This is a genomic window from Bartonella jaculi (assembly GCF_039543045.1).
GTDB classification, from domain to species: domain Bacteria; phylum Pseudomonadota; class Alphaproteobacteria; order Rhizobiales; family Rhizobiaceae; genus Bartonella; species Bartonella jaculi.
The window spans coordinates 1-18,422 of record NZ_BAABIZ010000008.1; the positions used below are offsets into that span (position 1 = coordinate 1).

Annotated in this window: 15 protein-coding genes and 2 pseudogenes; 9 read left to right on the forward strand and 8 right to left on the reverse strand. The window is 38.2% G+C overall.

The features are described from left to right. The first annotated feature begins 980 nt into the window (after positions 1-980). The 5 genes from ABD915_RS04670 to ABD915_RS04690 all read left to right on the forward strand — a co-directional run bounded on the left by ABD915_RS04670 (position 981) and on the right by ABD915_RS04690 (position 8,509). Positions 981-3,326 (forward strand): autotransporter family protein, encoded by a 2,346-nt coding sequence (locus ABD915_RS04670; protein WP_345115851.1) that lies wholly within the window; start codon positions 981-983, stop codon positions 3,324-3,326. Between the two features lie 351 nt (positions 3,327-3,677). Continuing rightward, complete coding sequence (locus ABD915_RS04675) at positions 3,678-4,220, forward strand: hypothetical protein (RefSeq protein WP_345115853.1); 543 nt, start codon at positions 3,678-3,680, stop codon at positions 4,218-4,220. Next, on the forward strand, positions 4,217-4,612 hold the full coding sequence (locus ABD915_RS04680; protein ID WP_345115856.1) for a hypothetical protein: 396 nt from the start codon (positions 4,217-4,219) through the stop codon (positions 4,610-4,612). Before ABD915_RS04675 ends, ABD915_RS04680 begins: the two co-directional genes overlap by 4 nt. A 321-nt stretch (positions 4,613-4,933) precedes the next feature. After that, positions 4,934-5,782, forward strand: a complete 849-nt coding sequence (locus tag ABD915_RS04685) for an autotransporter outer membrane beta-barrel domain-containing protein (protein WP_345115859.1) — start codon at positions 4,934-4,936, stop codon at positions 5,780-5,782. Between the two features lie 111 nt (positions 5,783-5,893). After that, positions 5,894-8,509, forward strand: coding sequence for an autotransporter outer membrane beta-barrel domain-containing protein (locus ABD915_RS04690; protein ID WP_345115864.1), 2,616 nt, complete (start codon positions 5,894-5,896; stop codon positions 8,507-8,509). A gap of 608 nt (positions 8,510-9,117) precedes the next feature. Here ABD915_RS04690 and ABD915_RS04695 read toward each other — a convergent pair. The 7 genes and pseudogenes from ABD915_RS04695 to ABD915_RS04730 form a co-directional block, all read right to left on the reverse strand. Then, a pseudogene (locus tag ABD915_RS04695) lies at positions 9,118-9,996 on the reverse strand (tyrosine-type recombinase/integrase); the annotation flags it as partial. A 691-nt stretch (positions 9,997-10,687) separates the two neighbouring features. Continuing rightward, entirely contained in the window at positions 10,688-11,098 is a 411-nt protein-coding gene (locus ABD915_RS04700) for a flagellar protein FlgN (RefSeq protein ID WP_345115867.1), read from the reverse strand. Between the two features lie 1,641 nt (positions 11,099-12,739). Further along, entirely contained in the window at positions 12,740-12,913 is a 174-nt protein-coding gene (locus ABD915_RS04705; protein ID WP_345115870.1) for a hypothetical protein, read from the reverse strand. 468 nt (positions 12,914-13,381) lie between these two features. Further along, positions 13,382-13,594, reverse strand: a complete 213-nt coding sequence (locus ABD915_RS04715) for an EexN family lipoprotein (RefSeq protein WP_345115873.1) — start codon at positions 13,592-13,594, stop codon at positions 13,382-13,384. A 63-nt stretch (positions 13,595-13,657) separates the two neighbouring features. Continuing rightward, positions 13,658-13,863, reverse strand: a pseudogene (locus ABD915_RS04720) (EexN family lipoprotein); the annotation flags it as partial. Positions 13,864-13,919: 56 nt separating this feature from the next. Next, complete coding sequence (locus ABD915_RS04725) at positions 13,920-14,135, reverse strand: EexN family lipoprotein (protein ID WP_345115876.1); 216 nt, start codon at positions 14,133-14,135, stop codon at positions 13,920-13,922. A gap of 47 nt (positions 14,136-14,182) precedes the next feature. Next, entirely contained in the window at positions 14,183-14,395 is a 213-nt protein-coding gene (locus ABD915_RS04730; protein WP_345115879.1) for an EexN family lipoprotein, read from the reverse strand. Between the two features lie 520 nt (positions 14,396-14,915). On the opposite strand from ABD915_RS04730, the gene ABD915_RS04735 reads away from it, so the two are divergent. After that, positions 14,916-15,164 (forward strand): hypothetical protein, encoded by a 249-nt coding sequence (locus tag ABD915_RS04735; protein WP_345115882.1) that lies wholly within the window; start codon positions 14,916-14,918, stop codon positions 15,162-15,164. A 10-nt stretch (positions 15,165-15,174) separates the two neighbouring features. Beyond that, positions 15,175-15,300, forward strand: a complete 126-nt coding sequence (locus tag ABD915_RS04740; RefSeq protein WP_345115885.1) for a hypothetical protein — start codon at positions 15,175-15,177, stop codon at positions 15,298-15,300. A gap of 42 nt (positions 15,301-15,342) precedes the next feature. Here ABD915_RS04740 and ABD915_RS04745 read toward each other — a convergent pair whose 3' ends face one another. Beyond that, positions 15,343-15,585, reverse strand: coding sequence for a hypothetical protein (locus ABD915_RS04745; RefSeq protein WP_345115888.1), 243 nt, complete (start codon positions 15,583-15,585; stop codon positions 15,343-15,345). 850 nt (positions 15,586-16,435) lie between these two features. Between ABD915_RS04745 and ABD915_RS04750 the strand changes: the two genes are divergently transcribed. After that, positions 16,436-17,281 carry a TIGR01459 family HAD-type hydrolase gene (locus ABD915_RS04750; RefSeq protein WP_345115890.1) on the forward strand — a complete coding sequence of 282 codons (846 nt, stop codon included), beginning with the start codon at positions 16,436-16,438 and terminating at the stop codon, positions 17,279-17,281. Continuing rightward, a complete protein-coding gene (locus tag ABD915_RS04755; protein WP_345115892.1) occupies positions 17,281-18,282 on the forward strand; it encodes a bifunctional riboflavin kinase/FAD synthetase in 1,002 nt (333 codons plus the stop codon). The genes ABD915_RS04750 and ABD915_RS04755 overlap by 1 nt, the downstream gene beginning before the upstream one ends. Positions 18,283-18,422 lie beyond the last annotated feature (140 nt).

Here is an 18,422-nt window from a genome sequence, read left to right on the forward strand (position 1 = left end):
GCATCAATGCGCAACTGTCTCACAATCTCTCGCTTCATGGTGATGTGAGCTATCAACAAAAGCTGCAAAAAACCGGTATCTCCGGCGCCAGTTTTTCAGGTGGCATACGCTATCAGTTTTAAAACAAGGCTATAAAAGCAAGCCTCTTTTATTCTGTTTACATGAACAAAAAAGGCAGCACATTGTGCTGCCTTTTTATATATTTTAAAGTCATCTTTTTTCCTTATAAAGCAAGCGCCCTTCCCTTTCTTTATACAAAAGACATCGCACGAAGCTTCTCTTTGCACAGTTGATTCAACCAGATGCAACAAACACAATTAAAGTGTTTCGCTCCTCTGTTATGCAGATTTTATGCAGAGCACTCAGAAAAGGAGTAAGAAAAAACTAAAGCTTTATCACGCTCCAATGCATGTGCTTTAACCAGATAGAAAATAGATTTTAAATCCAAAGCAAAACAACTTCTTACGCCAGCAGCTCTCTTTCTTTTTTAGCAATAAAAAATGTAAACTATTTGAATCCCTTTGTTTTACATTGAATAAAGCACAACTTTTCCCTCCTTGTTTCTTCATACTTCCCCTCCTTGCTGCTTTCACACTTAAATGATCTTCTCAAAATTTTTGCTCGTGCTCATTTTTTGTGGAGGCTCATAAAGCAATATCTTCTGCCTCACTCCTGCAAATCTTTAATGACAACAAGCTTTGGTCAGCCCCAATGTTTCAAAATATCATCTTTATGTTCATTCAATCAATGGACATAGATTTATCAAATGATATTTTTTAAAATCCATTTTTCCACTCGTTTGCATTACCATTTTAAAAGATTTTCTGAAGTAGATTTTTAAAAGAAAAAGCATTGCACTCAATACTTCGTTTTGTTGTTTACAAAAAAAACATAATGCTATAAAAGACGTACCGTTACTTGCACCATTAGGGGAATGAAGTAAGCATCAAAAGCATATCAATATTTAAGGGCATATCTCTATGTATAAGAAAAATTTTTTATTGTGTACAATTGCTGGATCCTTCGTTTTCTCTCATTTCGGTTTAACGCATGCAAATACGCCACCTAATGAAATTCCTGCAATTCAGGTTAAAGACGGCGAAAAACAGACTTTTAGTAATGTCCTTGTTCGCGGTAAATACACTGCAGTAGCTGTTGGTGGAGCGGAGTCAGTCGCCACAATAAAAAAAGCAGTAGTAGCCTCTGAGATGACAGCTCTTTCTGCATCAAGAGCCGGACGCATCGATGCTAAAGAAATTGATGCAACAACGCTAATAACGGGTTTAGATCTTAGTAGTGGTGTAATCAATCTTGAAGATTCAACTATAACCGTCAAAGGAAATCATAAGAGCTATGGCTTTGTTATTGCTAAGGCCTCAAAGTTTCTTGCAAAGGAAAACGAATTTATCTTAAATAAAGCAACTCTCACCAACACAAAAATTCTTGTAAAAGATGGTATCGGTATTTTAGGACCATTCGACGATGCTGAGGTTAAACTTAAAAATTCAGAAATAATTTCTGATATGTTATTGAGAAATGATCAATCACCAGAAATTAAGCCTTCCACTCTTACATTAACCGCTGATAATTCAATTTTGGAAGGAAGGGCAAGAACAACGCAAAAACACGCAACAATTTTTACTCTGAATAATAATAGCGAATGGTACTTAAAGATTAGTCAAAACGAAACAAATAGAGCTGGATCTAGCTATGCGCTTGTTGACGTTAATAAACGGGCACAGTCTATTGTTTCAATACTGAACCTTAACGATAGCTCTATCATATTTAAAGAGCCAAATCAGCTAACGCATTACCATTATCAAACCTTGAATGTAGGGCAACTACCGCCAAACTCTGAGGATTACGAAGAATCTGAGAATTTTGATAAATCTAAACTGGAGCCAAATAGGCTTTCCCCAAATAGGCTTTCCAATGTAAAAGCAGTCTACAATGCAACAGGGAATGCAGATATTTATTTTAATACCAAGTGGAGTGATGGTCTAGCAAAAGAACAACAAAAAACTGACCGTCTTCTCGTATATGGCGATGTATCAGGCACCACGACAATCCGTTTCAAGAGCATTTCAAAAGATGAAAATGCAGAAGCAAAGGATTCTATTCCCTCGAATATGCATGGTCTCTCACTTGTTCAAGTTTCTGGACAAGCAGATGAAAATTCCTTCAAACTTGCAAATGGCTATACCACAATAGGTGGCTTACCTTATAAATATGTGCTGAATGCTTATGGACCAACATCAAGCCATGGAAAAGCCAGTGCTGCACAAAACCTCTTGAGAGAAAATAAGAGCTCTTGGGATTTCCGTCTGCAAAGTACCACTCTTGATCCTGAGGGAAAAATCAAAGCTCTTGTACCACAAGTGGCGAGCTATTTGGTATTATCTAACGCTGTATTCACCGCTGGATTTGCTGACATAAATAATCAAAACATATTGTTAGACAATATGCGGACAACAGACTTTGGAACAAAGGATAATAACAGGAGAGGAATCTTCTTATCTACTTACGGCAATAAGGTTACCTTATCTTCCAATCGTGATCCATTACAATATGGCTATGGTGCTGATGTTCAGCATGCTGCACTTCAAGCAGGTGTTACATTAGTAGCGTTAGAGGAACAAGACATCACCACAACTTTTGGTCTTTTGGGCACATATGGGAAATTAGCTTTCACCCCAAAGGATATGGATGGTGCTGGGAAGAGTACGCTTGATAAAGGATCAATTACCGCATACAGCAGCGTCCAGCATGACAATGGCTTGTATGTTAATGCGCTCTTATCTTACGGAGTCCTTAAGGGAAACATCACCACAGCTCTTATTGGAAACACCGCAAAATTGGATAACGCGAATACATTAAGTGCTTCAGCTACCATTGGACAAAAACTAGCAACCGATGCCGAAGGATTGTTTTTTGAACCACAGGCACAACTCGTTTATCAACGCCTCAGACTTGGTACTTTCTCAGATGTTGATGGTTTCAAAGTGAATATGGGCACCCCTCATCAGTGGTTGGTGCGTGTTGGCGGGCGTTTAACGCAAACGATACTTCCTTCTAAAGAAGGCTGCCCTCTCTCTTTCTATGGTAAACTGAACATTATAAAAACTTTTGGTGATAATGGCACAATACAAATTGGTGATACTTTCCACCTTGATTCTATGGGGACTTCAATTGAAGGTGGTTTAGGTGTTAATGCGCACCTCACTCAAAATGCTGTACTCCATGCTAATGTTAATTACCAACACAAGCTTCAAAAAGCTGGCGCATCTGGAATTAATTTTTCTGGTGGAATACAGTACCGTTTTTAGAGATCTTTGATCTCTCTTTTTGAAATTATAAGCAGCGCGGCGGTGTAAGCAGCGCTGTTTATGGTTTATGCATCATGAAAAAGCGCAATGCATCGAAAAGTTACTAAATTTATCAGAAAAAGATATCAGAAAAACTTTTATGCATAAGAAGCATTTATTATGCACGGTCGTTTGTGCTTTGTTTTTTTCTTATTTTAACTTCACGAATACAAGTAATGCCTCTGGTTTAAATGCTCAAACACGCTATACGCTTGAGAGGCTTAATCACAACAACCCCCAAAGAAGTTAATCAATAATCCCAAAGCCGAAACAAACCACCATAGAACGGCGAGTTCTTTTGGTATCGTTGGAATGAATCCATATTTCAATGAAGCAATTCAAAATGATTTAAATGAGATGAGAAATCGCATTAGCAGCTTTTACAGTGGTGCGGGTCGCTACGGCTCTGGTGCACATAAAAACGAACTGATAGAAAAACTCGGCCATATCATCTATGCAAACGCCTTAGCTAATCAATACAATTTTGAGGTTTTGAAGAGCATTCCAATAGCAACAACGGAAGAGCTTGAAAACATGGCTTCTGGTGGCATGATGAGAGAAAATTCATACTTTAGTAAGAAACTTCGAGAGGGGTTACAGAAGATAGCAGATAGCACGAACAAACAATTCCAAGGTGTCGGTCGCTATAATTCTGATAAGCATAATAACGTGTCACGTGAAGAACGCGATGATATACATGCTCGTGCCATGGCTGCCCAACACAATCATAATGTAGAACACATGCTGCTAGCCAACGCAATGCTTGACCAACGCAATCAGAACCAATTAAAAGCAGAAAAGGACTTCTTACAACAACAAAGCAATGCAGCTACTTATTTTTACAAAGCGCATTGAATCTTGCTGCTGATAACCAACAGCGTCTTGATGCAAAGCGCAAACAATGGGAAACACAAGACAATCGCGGCTGGAGTGAGCTGCAAAATAAAGCGAACATGCTGCACAAAGCAATAGCAGTAGATAATGCCCTACAAAGACAAAACAAGGCGCTTTCCGATACCATACGGGCAGAATTAAGGAATGCTTGGAACACCGGTACGATAACAAAAGTGGAGAGAGAAGGAGAAACTCCTGTGTCTCCTCTTCCACCCAAAGACTATAAACCGTCTCCCATTCACTCTAAGGCAGAAGAAGGACGTACCGTTAATGAATTCCACTCTGCTCATAGTGTGCCACAACGTGAGGATAAGGAAAATTCATTCCCGATAACAGATGATGAAATTATTTAACAACGTAAAATCAATAAAGATTTGCAACTTAGTGTTAGTGCTGATCCAAATACTAACATCACTTCCTCAACAACGAAAACTGCTTTTAACGCATCACCAGAAACGCATATGAATTTGTCCCCAAAGATTGAGACTGCTGCGGATACCAAAAAAACCGTCTAAGCTTGTAGACGATAAGGAAATCATAACTTTATCGCCTGCCTCTCTTGATCATAAAGCAAAAGCTCTCACACCACAAGTGGCGAGCTCTTTGGTGATGCGTAACGCGATGTTTGCGTCAGATTTGCTGATGTGAACAATCAAAACACGCTGTTAGACAATATGCGAATAACAATGTTTGAACCAAAGGATAATAAAGAGCGAGGGATTTTCTTATCTACTTATGGCAATAGGATCACATTATCTTCTAACCCTCATCCCCCACAAGATAGCGCTGGTGCAGATATTCGCTATGTTGCATTACAAGCAGCTTTTACACTACTGACGCTTGGAGATCAAAATACCAGCATGGATTTTGGTCTTTTGGGGACATACGGAAAACTAGTTTTCATTGCCAAAAACAAAGAGGGTTCTCAAAAGAATATGCTTGATAAATGGTTACTCACCGCATACGGAAACATCCAGCATGACAGTGGTATCTATGCAAATACATTCCTCTCTTACGGAATTTTTAAAAGCAATATCCCCACCGCTCTCACGAAAAATACAAAAAAAGCAAATGACCTAAGAACATTGGGGGCCTCTATCACCATTGGTCAAAAATTGCCAACCAGTGTTGAAAGAATAACGCTTGAACCGCAAGCACAACTTGTTTACCAGCATCTTATATTTAGCACTCTCCCAGATGATGAGAGCTTTAAAGTGAACATGGGTAATTTTTATCAATGGTTGCTCCGTATTGGCGGACGTTTAACACAAAACAAAGGTCACGCCGTTTCTTTTTATGGTAAACTGAATTTTATTAAAGCCTTTGATAACGAGAAAACTATGCAGATTGGTGAGGGTTTTCAGCTTGCTTCTATAGGAACTTCTCTTGAGGGTGGTTTGGGTATTAACGCGCACTTATCGCAAAATATCGGGTTTCATACTGATGTCAGTTATCAGCATAAACTCAAAAAAGTCGGCGTCTCTGGAATATATGTCTCCGTTGGAATGCGTTATCGTTTTTAAAAATACTTTGATCGATATCTTGAAATGTAAGGAGCGCCTTATATGTTTTGTTTTGTCACCTAAAAAAACAACAAAACGAGTTAAAGGTTTCATTTTTATCAAAGAGGGGAAATGAATACCGAGGAATATAGCTATATGAAAAAAAGCCTCTTACTATACACCGTTTCTGGAATTCTCTTTTTCTCTTATCCCCTTAATGCGAATACATTGCAGCCTCTCTCGGGAGATTCTTCACTTGAAAACCCTACAACAGACACAACAAAAGCTAAATCGAGAAGACGCCCAACTGTAGTCTCCCCTTCTCCCAATTCCACAACCGAAGAAGTATCATCTCCTCCTCCTCTCTCCACAGGGCCAACATCTGCAGAGCCCGCACCACCACTGATGCTACCAGCACCAATACCACCAGCACCGATGCCGCCAGCACCGGCGAAACCAGCAATAGCTGAGGCAGTGCCTCAACTGCCTGAAAAACCGATTAAAATTGAGGATGTCAATTCGGCACTTGAAGCGCGCGGGGGTGAAACTGTAACGCAGCATAATACTAAAATTTACGATAAATTTGTTGCCGTAGATGCACAAGGAGAAAATGCAATAATAAAGCTAATAGGAGGGGCAGTTTCATCAGACTTTATCGCATTGAGTGCGTCAGAGAATGGAAATATTCATGCAACGGATATTACTGTGATAACACCATTGGTTGGCTTGTTAAACATGAACGGTACGATAAGCCTAAAAAATTCGACAGTGAATGTTACAGGTGACCGGGGAACTTCTGGTATCGTTTTTCGCGGCATATACGCTACTCCCGAAGAGCAAGATGCGCACCAAGAAAAAGACCTTATCAGTAAGGTGATGCTTACAAATACGAAACTTTTCGTTGAAAATGGTGTTGGTATTGGCATTTATGGAACGTCTGCAACCGGTGAAGTTGATCTCAAAGATTCAGAAATTCATGCCGCTATGCTGGTAAAAAATCAAGAACAAGAAAATGTTAAAACTTCCCCGCATACTCTTACTTTAAATGCAGATCACTCTATTTTAAGAGGTCGTGTAAGTACAGAAGGAAATAACGTAACCATTTTTAATCTCAGCAACAACGCAACATGGCTTTTAACATCTAATAAAAAAGCAGAGAATAACGATAGAAATCCATCTGATTATGAACAGTTTGGTGCGAATGAGAAATCATACTCTCATCTTTCTATGCTTAATCTCCAAGATAGCAGTATTGTGTTTGCCAAGCCCACAGATAAACATTATCAAACCTTATTTGTAGGCTCTAAATCGCAGCAAGGAGACAGAGCGCAAAATACCACAACAGTTTATAGTGCAACAGGAAATGCAGAGATTTATTTAAACACTAAGTGGAATGATCATTCTCCGGTAATGGAACAAGAAACCGATCGCCTTGTGATTGGTGGTGATGTATCAGGGACCACCCTAGTTCACATCAATCTTCACGAACAGGAAAAGGATAAAAAAAGAACCGGCAGAGCTATTGTTTGGGAAGAACATATGGCCTCTGCTCCTGCATCAACACGTGGGATTTCGCTTATTCAAGTTTCTGGAACAGCGAACGAAAATTCTTTCAAATTAGCGGGAGATTATATGACAATGGGTGGTTCTCCTTATAAGTACGTACTCACTGCCTATGCGCCAGGGACTTCTCATGCAAGCCAGAATCTCTTTGGTCAGAAGGATAGTCATTTTTGGGATTTTCGTTTGCAGAATGCCTATGTTGATGATGATAAGAAGGTTAGAGCGCTTTTGCCACAGGTCGCAAACTATTTGGTTATGCCCAATGCTTTGTTTTCTGCTGGCTTTGCGGATGTAAACAATCAAAACATGTTGTTAGACAATATGCGCACAACAGTGTTTGGAGCAGAGGATAATAAAAAGAGCGGCGTCTTCTTATCCACCTATGGTGAAAAAGTCACCTTATTTTCCAACCGTGATCCACTGCACTATGGCTACGGTGCTGATGTAAACTACAATGCTTTACAACTAGGTGTCATATTGGCTGCGCTGGAAGGTAAAGATATCAGTACACATTTTGGTCTTTTAGGAACATATGGAAAACTTTCTTTTACTCCAAATGAAATGGAAGATTCTGAAAAGACTACGCTTGATAAATGGTTACTCACTGCTTATAGCGGCATTCAACATAGCAATGGTCTATATGTGAACACACTCCTTTCCTATGGGAAACTGAAGGGGGATATTACCACGGCTCTTATTGGAAATGCCGCAAAATTGGACGGTACTGAAACACTAAGTGTATCTGCTACCATTGGTCAAAAATTAGCAACCGGTTCTACGGGGCTGATGTTTGAACCACAAGCGCAACTTGTTTATCAAAATCTTATGTTTAATATGATCTCAGATGCCGATGGTTTTGAAGTGGATATGAACAATCCACATCAATGGTTGGTACGTATTGGTGGACGTTTGACAAAAAATCTCTCCTCCACTGAAGAAGATAAGGCTGTTTCCTTCTATGGAAAACTGAATCTACTCAGAACTTTTGGTGACGGTAAGACAATACAAATAGGGGATACTTTTCATCTTGATCCTAGCGGATCTTCAATTGAGGGTGGCATTGGTGTCAATGCATACCTCTCTCACAATATCGCACTCCATGGTGATATTAGCCATCGGAAGAAACTCCAAAAAGCCGGTGTATCTGGAACCAGTTTTTCCGGTGGAGTACGCTATCGTTTTTAAACAAAACCAATATACAATTTTGCTAACAGGCAGTGCAACGCGCTGCCTTTTTTATGAAATCTCCATCTCTCAACAAAAATTTTGATACAAAAATGTTAAAAATAATCTGATATAGCAATGACCATAGCCAAGTTCCTCTCAAGCTTCACAAGCCGATGCACATTTCCGTAAAAAATTTAGCACCCCACAAAGTTTAGTGACCTCATCAAATTTAGTCACAAAAGAGATCTCTCTCCAATTTGGAAAAACAAAGTAAAATGAAAATATTTTATAATTTATTCCAAGTGATAATTTTACATCACATGCTTTGATAAGACCCCCATGTTTTTTCTCTCGTTTAGGGAATTGGCAAGTAGAAATAACCGAACACCCCTTATGAGAATCCTGCATGACACAGTTTATGAGAAGCACCTTTACTGTTTTCTTCAATATTTTTATCCGCAAACCAATCCCACTTGTGACGTGTGAATGAATAGTCTTTATTGATTCAATATAAAACAGCTTTGAAATAAAAAAATCTTACGACATTCAGAGTTCTTATTCAAAATGCCAAAGGTAAACTATCATTATAAATTAATACTTTGCTGATAATATTTAAAAAATATCCATCTAATGTAATGTGGCATACAGCCATCAGCAAGGGGACCACAACCTCTTGCAGAAAAAAGAAATCATTGCGAGAAAGCAGACGCGCTTGTTTCAAAATTTCTAATACTTCTGTGGATAAGGGGACACGAAATTCTGTTGTAGCATCACGCCTTCCTTTCATATTCTCAGCAGGAATTGTCCATATATCACCTTCAATTTGATCTTTATGAATATGACACAAAGGATATGTACAGAACCTCTGTAAGGATAAGTAGACGCAAAGCCAATTGTGTTATGGTTGTTGTTTTGCAAAGTGTTTTATAAAAAACCGGCACATCCCTCCAATCCATTGCTGGTTTATTAGTGGTTTTATGGAGTTGTTTTCCTAAGAGCGCGCATGCTTTTTCTGTTGCTTGTAAATCAACATCCAAACCCAAGACAGCCGCATGTTTGAGACAAAGATTAAAACGTATCAATGCTGTCCGAGCAGCTCCAGCTTTTGTATGCCAGATAGGAGCAAGGGTATTGTGTATCTCTGTTTGTGTAATCTCTGAAACAGGCAGACAGCCTAATTTGGGAAGAATATGAAGTCGTAAAGGTGCAAACCAGATTCCATCTTTCCCATCATTCTTTAATTCCGCTTTACGACTTTCAAAAGTGTCTAGAGCAATGTCTTTTAAATAATGGAGATTGCTTATTGCCTCACGCTTTTGTTTTTCACGTTCTTGAATGGGGTCACACCCTTTACGTAAAACAGAGCGCTACCCAGTTGCCAATTCACGCGCTTGTTTTAAAGAGACATCTCTCAAACCACCCAAGCCCATTTCGCGACGGCGCCCGTGAATGGTATAACGATAAAGCCATTGAGCACCACCATCTTTACGCTTATGAAGTAACAAGCCGGCACCATCATACTATTTGCCAGCCTCCAATGTTGCGACAGCCCTTGCATTAAGACGATTCATAAGAGCCGTTTTTACTCCTTTCTTGTATAGTTTTTACCCACACGTCTTGTATAGTTTTTACCCACACGCCAGCACCGCTTTTGACATGCAAGGGAATGATTTTGATTGATTCAAGATAAGCAGATTTGAAATGAGAGAATCTTACGATATTCGGGGCTCTCATTTAATATACAAAACAGTGAATTGTCATTATAAATCAATTTGTTACCAATGTATAACATGGGCAGTATCGCTCTCCACTCTACCGATGATTCACTTATAAATTTTATTTATAATAATACGAAAAATACTCCCCCCCTTCAAAGGAACAACTTTTTATAGTAAATATCCCATAAAAAAGATAAGCTCTCCATAAGAAGGAAGGAAGCCAGCTCTCTACTCGAAAACAAAAGCAAGGTGCCCTTTCTCTGTAAGGCAAAGTCCTCGCAATCAACCAAAAGGAGAGAAGAATTGCTTTCTCATTAAAAACCAGCCTCTCTCACAATAAAGGAGCAGATTTTTTTGCAATGCGAAACGCGAAACCGCATAAATTGTGACACCAAAGAGTATAGAACCGAAGCTGCTCAATAAATTCACAACTCTAGGTAATTTTTTAATAGGATCCCCGATATTGACTGAAATTGGATCACAGCTTTATATCTGTTTCTCTTGCGCAGGTAGCGACTTGCATAGCTTTTGAAAGATCGTTCACTGCACCCAAATGAATTTGAAGCAATTCACTATTACGACGTAATTTTTCTTGTAAATCTGATAACAAGCTTTCGATCTCACTCTCAATATCTTCATTCATGTAGCGTTTTATATCGCTCATAGATTTATTAAGATCACGTAAGCCACGTGTTTTACATAAATTTATTTCTTCATAATCTGGAAGACCACTGCTTTCTAGCATATTGCTTTCATAATCAATCACTTGTGCCAACCCTTTAACGGCAGCTACAAATTTTGTCATCGCCCACTCACGATCAATAAGGTCATTATCAAGAACTTTTGCTTTTGATGCAAAGCTATCATCACCATATTGCACTACAGACATTTTTATTCCCCTCTTCAACAGTATTGCCTAATCCTGATCTCAAATGAGAGAGATTAAACAGCCTTTCTTCATGCTGATACACTCGATTGAGTTCATTGTGCAATTATTGTACCGACAACAGCACGACGATCCTTAAAAGCGTATATCTGTTTAGCTTTCGACAGATTGTATGAAAGCATATTTTTATTTTTGCTCAAAACCGCCCTTGGCGCGATACCAATTCCATAAAACGCCACAAATCCTCAAACCAATCCGCAGCGGATATCACGAATTTTCAATCTTCGACAAAAAACAACAATCCGCTTGCTCCCACATAAGCTTAACAAAAGTTTGTGGTATCTAAAGATCTAATTTTTTTAAAGATTTCGGCATTTTACCCTCCATAACTTTTGATTTCACATGCCTCCTGATCCTGCATGCCATTTGGCATACCATAGGATCAGTTTGCACCAATCCAGAAAGATTTACTCTTCCTCACGTGCTCTATTCTGCATAGATACAGTATTGTGCACAAACCCCAAGAAGAATACTCCTCTGAATAGATTGACCACACGACAACATCAAAAAAGACACCTAAAAACAGCTAAACAGCCACAGATTTCCTTTTTTCAATTATCATTCGCTTTTCTTTGCATTAACTATTCATAGTATAGGATTTTTTAAACTCTTTCAAGAGTTTATAAAAATGTAAAGCCCCATAATTTTTAATCCATACCTCTTTCAATCACTCCTTCATACTAGCTCCCCACAGGAAAAAGAAATCATAGGAATGATAATTTCCTCTACAAAACAAAGCTTTTGTCGAAAAAACGAACTTAACTCCCAACACTCAGGACCGCACTATACTGTTGCTCTTCTCTTGCAATAATCATAAATGATTTTTTAGGTACGCCTTCATAAGCAGCTTTAGCTAATTTTGTTACTGCATAAAATCAATCAGAAGACTTGTATAAAAAGCGTTTTTGTATACGATGCCTACACACTGAAAAAAATAAATAAACACAATAAATCTTTCACCTGTTTCATGCCCCACAGTGCCAAAGTGTCTTAATTTCTCATAAGATTAAAGAAGGATTTTAAACTTGCCGAATGTATTGTATCAGCATATATTACATACTGTACCATTATGTTATTCATAAAACTGATACCACAAAGAACAAAAAAGAAGTTCTTATGGCTGATCTTATCAAAACTGCTATGCTTTATTCAACGTTGATTGTCAGCATCAATGCTTTTGTTGTCTTAGCACTCGTAATAGAGATGCACGAGGCATACTCTCTCGGCTTTTTGGTGAGCTGCCCAAATAAGCACCTCAAATTCTCATAAGACCCAAAAAGAACTTTAACACAGCAGATCACTCATGCACCAATTCCAGCTGTCGCGTCTAACTATTCTTGTGTTAATCTTTATTTTTATCACACGCAATGTTTTCATGCCCTTTTAAATCGTCATGATCCTTTTTAAAATAACCTTACCCTCTCCCACTTTCTATTGACAAGCAGAACACAACAAACCCCAAACTTTGTTAGCTTTTCATAAGGTGTATAAGTGTCATGCACCTTGTACACATATTTTAAATACAAGCCTATCTTCACGCGTAAACGCTGTGAAATCTTTGCGTCAATAAAAACACAATACTCTTTAAAGAAACTGTATGATAAAAACCTGTTCTGCTGTTCTCTCATCCTCAATTTCAGCATCCTCATAAGGGGTATTGGTTATTTCTGCGAACCAACTTGCTAAACTCGAATGAAAACCATAGGGACATACCCCCAATCCAGCCTGTTGCATGTGACGTGATATGCTCTGTTCCATGAAAAGAGAAAACCTCATCAAAGAGGAGGTTTCCATTTACTGAAAGAAGCATCTTTGATGTTCAAGATAAAATTCACTCTCCCTTGCAAGAGAGTAAAAAACAATATTGTCACAATTACTTTTGTTTATAACTTCACTGCTGTCCTGCTATCTCTCAAATTCATAAGACTTTAAACTCTATTCCTTTAATGCCTTTTCAAAACCCTCTAACACAATTTCACGGGCAGCTGTTAGCAAGTTTTGACAATTTTGAGATGACTTCATAGGTAAAATAGGTAATTTTTCCTTGTCACATTTTTTATCCACTCTTTGAGTAATTTTGGATCTTTCTTAAAATCTTCTACGCTGTAGTTTTTTCACAACCGGCAATGAAAAGACCCGTACAAAGCAGCAGTGTTGTGATAATGACTTTGTTCATGAATAAACTCCCCTTCTGTCTTCCAAATTTACGAAGACTGAACACAACTTTTAACCTCCAAAAAAAAGTTGCATACCCGCTTTTGCTACATTCTCACAATTTTTAGATGCCTGTAAAGATGGGCCACCTAAGAAACACTTTTTTTCCCATTCGAGGCGTAATTTTGGATCTTTCTTAAAATCTTCTATGCTGTAGTTTTTTTCACAACCAGCAATGAAAAGACCCGTGCAAAGCAGCAGTGTTGTAATAATGACTTTATTCATGATTTAATTCCCCTTCTGTCTTTCAGATTTACAAAGTTTGGGCACAATTTAGCGTCCCATAAAAAGTTCCAGATACGCTTGTCGGAGGTTTTTACAATTTTGAGATGATTTTAGAGGTGAAATAGGTAATTTTTCCTTGTCACATTTTTTTATCCACTCTTCGAGTAATTTGGGATCTTTCTTAAAGTCTTCTACGCTGTAGTTTTTTCACAACCAACAACCAAAAGACCTGTGCAAAGCAGCAATGTTGTGATAATAACTTTTTTCATAATTGAATTCCCCTCCTTTTCTTTTCAGTTTTTTGCTTATCGTCATTTATAAAGCTCTACCCAGGCCAACCGTTTTTACGGGTTTCACGTTCAGCTTGCTCTGCGTTTTTACAATTTTTTGAATCAAACTCCCCTGAAATAAAACATTTCTCTTTCCACTGCTGGAGTAATTTGGGATCTTTCTTAAACTCTTCTACGCTGTAGGTCTTTTCGCAACCAGCAACACCAAGTCCAGTACAAAGCAGCAGTGTTGTGATAATAACTTTATTCATAACTTAATTCCCCTTCTGTCTTTCAGATTTACAAAGTTTGGGCACAATTAGCGTCCCATAAAAAGTTCCAGATACGCTTGTCGGAGGTTTTTACAATTTTGAGATGATTTTAGAGGTGAATCTTCTTTTTCACATTTTTTTGCCCATTCCTCATATAATTTTTCGTCTTTCTTAAACTCTTCGACGCTGTAGGTCTTTTCACAACCAACAACGAAAAGACCCGTGCAAAGCAGCAGTGTTGTGATAATGATTTTATTCATGATTTAATTCCCCTTCTGTCTTTCAGATTTACAAAGTTTGAGCACAATTTTTTAAATTCTGTTACGCTATAGTTTTTTTCGCACCCAGTAGTGATAAGCCCAGCGCAAAGAAATAGCGTTGTGATAAGGATTTTCTGGAAAAATAATTTTGTAAAGCACGAATCTCAGTAAACTGATTGCTTATTTTTGAGCATCCCCCCCTCTAAACATTAATATAAATTAATAAAATGGGCGTATAGCTGAAAAAAAGAAGGAGCGCTACTGTTTAATTGTAATATTTTCGTTCTTTAATATGAAATAAACAAGAAATAATAGCGCATTCAAAATCATTATGAGTGCAATTCTCTGAAGAAAATGTACCGGTTCTATTCATACGGTACAGGTAACAAGCTGTATTCCTTTTAAAATGATCATACCAGCAGATAAAGCCGCATAAACGAGAGGTGGAGAAAAAGAATTGTTCGGCAATATCCGATTATAGACATTAAAACCTATAAAACACGGCAATTTGCCTCACGCAATGGGATTAAGTGCCCATGCGGTGCTTTTGTCACGGTTTTGCTTTTGTCACGGTTTTGCTTTAAGTCAAAAACAATCGATAAAAACACTACTTATCGGCAAACGCGTGTCATTCAACAGGTTGGTTATGCGCAGTGTTTTGTTGTTGGGGTTGACCTTGCACGGCTTGAAGCTTGCAGAAACCATAACAAAAGATCAGCATCATTTTTTCTCACCAGCAAATTATAAAAGCTTACAATCTTCTGCTTAAAAAGCACCAAATGGACTGTGGTCTAGCCAAATTCTACCAGCAAGAAAAATGGAGAAGAGAGCATGGCATTTATAATCCCATTGCCCCCAAAGAGCGTGAAACACTGAAGAAAGAAAGTGAATTGCCAACTCTTTGAAGCATAGAGAAAGACTTTTGTTAAAAAAACATTAAAAACCTATCATTGAATGGCTTTTTTTGTTTCATAATACGCTTCCATAATAAAAGAGTATTTGAAAAGACAGTCTAAAATATTAAACGATCTTGTGCAATCTATGGCATGCTTTAAGGCTTTAAAAGCAATGCACTCGTGTGGAGTAATTTCAAAAATCCAATCTTTTATTTTGCAAAAAAAATATTCATCAGAGAATGATGCTTTTACATTATGGTACAAAAAGAGTATATTTTCTTTATTATTAGCCATGCTTCTCTGTTCTTCAATGCATAAGGGGTCGCCTATAGTCTAAACGCCATGCTTGCAGATCAGCCATTATAAGAGCAATATAATTTTTTATGGGAACCTTTCTGTCTAGAGTCCAAGTCATTAATATATTATCCCCCACACCACCTGATTTTGAAAAATAATAATCTTGGTTGGATGCAGTTGCTCTCCAAAATAGATTGTACCATTAAAATTTTATAAGAATGTTATCATTCTTTACGCGATATGTTACACAACCGTCGGTTTCCTAAAGCCGAGCTTGAGATGCTATAGAAAAGATTAATATCCCTAAAGGAATATAAGATTGAGGATAATAAGCCCATTGTCCGTCATCAAGACTTTTGTTAATTCACTGTACAGAAACATCAAGCTTGTTGAGGAATATCATATTTTTTGAACGATATGCTTCTCCTCTTGGTTGTATCTTATGTTGTTGAATATAAGCAGAAGCTTTCTTTCCAGCATAAAAATTGAAATTTAAACAACAAGAAAAGACAAAAGCGATTGCAAAGATTGCTCTCTATTTGTATTTCATAAATGAATCCCCCCAAAATTATTTCTCACAATGCAGGCATCAGAAAAAATATAAAAAAATCAATAAATTATAAAACAATATTTTTTATAATTCATGCTTTTCTAATGTATCACTGAGATCGTATTTGCTGATCAAAAGTGTTCATACAGAAAAAATGCTCTTCTGTATTAAAGTTTGAGAAGTTAGAGAGAAAAAAGAGAGTGTTGAGAAAGCAGATGACAGAAGAATACTCTTTCGATAAGTAGTTTCACAGTAAAAGACAGTTTGATAAATGGCAAACATATAAGCAGGTGCAACATGAATGAACTTACCCATATTGATAATATTATAGCACATTACGATGCTGTTTTTTGTGATGTTTGGGGTGTTGTGCATAACGGTGTACACGCCTTTGAACCGGCATTGAAAGTGTTGCACAAAATTCGACAGCTGGGAAAACAGGTCATTTTCTTGACCAATTCACCTCGCCCAGGCGAAGATGTTGTTGCTCAATTACAAAGCATGAATGTTGATAGCGCTTATTATGATGCCCTTATCACTTCAGGGGATGTCACGCGCGATCTCATTCGTTCTGCACCGCGTAAAGTTTTTTTCATTGGACAGCAACGTGATTTAATGTTGTTTGAAGGGTTAGATTGTGAACTGGTTGAGGAATGGGAAGCCTCTGTTGTGGTTTGTAGTGGTTTTCTCGAAGATCTTGCTGAAGAACCGTCTGCTTACGCGGATATGTTTCACCGTATGCGGGCGCGCAATTTGCCGTTTATTTGTGCCAATCCAGATGTGATTGTACATTATGGAAATCAGGAATTTTGGTGTGCTGGAGCACTAGCGCGTCTTTACCAACAATTAGGAGGCGAGGTGCGCATTGCCGGAAAACCCTATGCACCTATTTATGAGTGTGCCTTTGAAAAACTTCAAAAAATTCGCGGAACAGTGGAAAAAAGTCAGGTTTTAGCTATTGGCGATGGCCTTTTGACCGATGTTAAGGGTGCAATCCATTTTGGTCTTGATGTTCTTTATATTATGGGGGGGATTCATCGTTATGATTATATGCAAAACGGTGTGATAGATAAGCAAGCTTTGCACTCTTTTATTGAACGCCATGGCTATAAGCCACAAGCGATAATGTGGGCACTTCAGTAATGTCTGATTTTTTGCGTCTTCGGGGGATTCATATGCTTCCTTTGGCCTGGCGGGGAGCAGTGTTAGCACTTGGAAATTTTGATGGTGTTCATTGTGGACATCAGGTAGTGCTCCAAAAAGCGCTTGATTTAGCGCGTATAAGAAATAAGCCTGCTGTTGTTTTAACCTTTGAACCGCATCCAAGAAGTTTTTTTGGTGCCTCAACTCCTGTCGATCGTTTGACAGAGGCTGCTGAAAAAGCTGAAATTTTTAAAATTCTTGGATTTAATGGTGTGATTGAACAACCTTTTGATGCGCATTTTGCTGCTCTTTCAGCAGATAAATTTATCACCCTCATTTTAAAACAAGCCTTTGATGTTTCAGTTGTGGTAACGGGTGAAAATTTTCAATTTGGTCATCACAAAAGTGGAAATTCACGTCTTCTTTGTGAAAGGGGAAAAACATATGGGTTTGAGGTTGTTCAAATTTCCTGCGTATGTAACCCACAAGATCCACAACAACTGCTTATTTCTTCTAGCTTTATTCGTCAGCTTCTTTCACAAGGTCAGGTGGCACAAGCAGCCCATTTGTTAGGGTATCATTATCGGGTCCGTTCCAATATCATCCAAGGCGAAAAACTTGGCCGGCTTTTGGGATTTCCTACTGCTAATCAAATCTTACCTCCTCAAACCAGTTTGGCACATGGTGTTTATGCGGTAAGGTTGCGTCGTGCTAACGGTGTTTTATATGATGGAGTTGCAAGTTTTGGTTGTCGTCCAACGGTGGTTAAAGATGGGGCACCGCTGCTGGAAACCTATTTGTTTGATTTTAACGATGACCTTTATGGGGAAAGCTGCACCGTTTCTTTCTTAAAGTTTTTGCGAAAACAAGAAAAATTTGATGGACTTGAGCCTCTGATTGCACAAATGCAACGCGATGAAAAAGCAGCAAGAGAAATTTTGATGGCAGCACAACCATTGTCAGAATTAGATAGGTTGCTTACTTTTAAAAATATGCCTTAAGGTGATCTGAAAAAGATATGAGAGCAGAAAAAAGAGCACTTAAACTGACAATGATTAAAAAAATATATTCCAAAACATCATGCACTATATGGTTTTTCCGTTTTTGGGTAGGAGAATCAAATGTCTGGAGATCTGATTTA

Bases quoted from the DNA above. Each gene is read 5' to 3' on its own strand.
- ABD915_RS04670 (WP_345115851.1), top strand. From the start codon at position 981: ATGTATAAGAAAAATTTTTTATTGTGTACAATTGCTGGATCCTTCGTT.
- ABD915_RS04675 (WP_345115853.1), top strand. From the start codon at position 3,678: ATGAATCCATATTTCAATGAAGCAATTCAAAATGATTTAAATGAGATG.
- ABD915_RS04685 (WP_345115859.1), top strand. From the start codon at position 4,934: ATGCGAATAACAATGTTTGAACCAAAGGATAATAAAGAGCGAGGGATT.
- ABD915_RS04690 (WP_345115864.1), top strand. From the start codon at position 5,894: ATGAATACCGAGGAATATAGCTATATGAAAAAAAGCCTCTTACTATAC.
- ABD915_RS04700 (WP_345115867.1), bottom strand. From the start codon at position 11,098: ATGTCTGTAGTGCAATATGGTGATGATAGCTTTGCATCAAAAGCAAAA.
- ABD915_RS04705 (WP_345115870.1), bottom strand. From the start codon at position 12,913: ATGGAACAGAGCATATCACGTCACATGCAACAGGCTGGATTGGGGGTA.
- ABD915_RS04715 (WP_345115873.1), bottom strand. From the start codon at position 13,594: ATGAATAAAGTCATTATTACAACACTGCTGCTTTGCACGGGTCTTTTC.
- ABD915_RS04725 (WP_345115876.1), bottom strand. From the start codon at position 14,135: ATGAATAAAGTTATTATCACAACACTGCTGCTTTGTACTGGACTTGGT.
- ABD915_RS04730 (WP_345115879.1), bottom strand. From the start codon at position 14,395: ATGAATAAAATCATTATCACAACACTGCTGCTTTGCACGGGTCTTTTC.
- ABD915_RS04735 (WP_345115882.1), top strand. From the start codon at position 14,916: ATGGGATTAAGTGCCCATGCGGTGCTTTTGTCACGGTTTTGCTTTTGT.
- ABD915_RS04740 (WP_345115885.1), top strand. From the start codon at position 15,175: ATGGACTGTGGTCTAGCCAAATTCTACCAGCAAGAAAAATGGAGAAGA.
- ABD915_RS04745 (WP_345115888.1), bottom strand. From the start codon at position 15,585: ATGGCTAATAATAAAGAAAATATACTCTTTTTGTACCATAATGTAAAA.
- ABD915_RS04750 (WP_345115890.1), top strand. From the start codon at position 16,436: ATGAATGAACTTACCCATATTGATAATATTATAGCACATTACGATGCT.
- ABD915_RS04755 (WP_345115892.1), top strand. From the start codon at position 17,281: ATGTCTGATTTTTTGCGTCTTCGGGGGATTCATATGCTTCCTTTGGCC.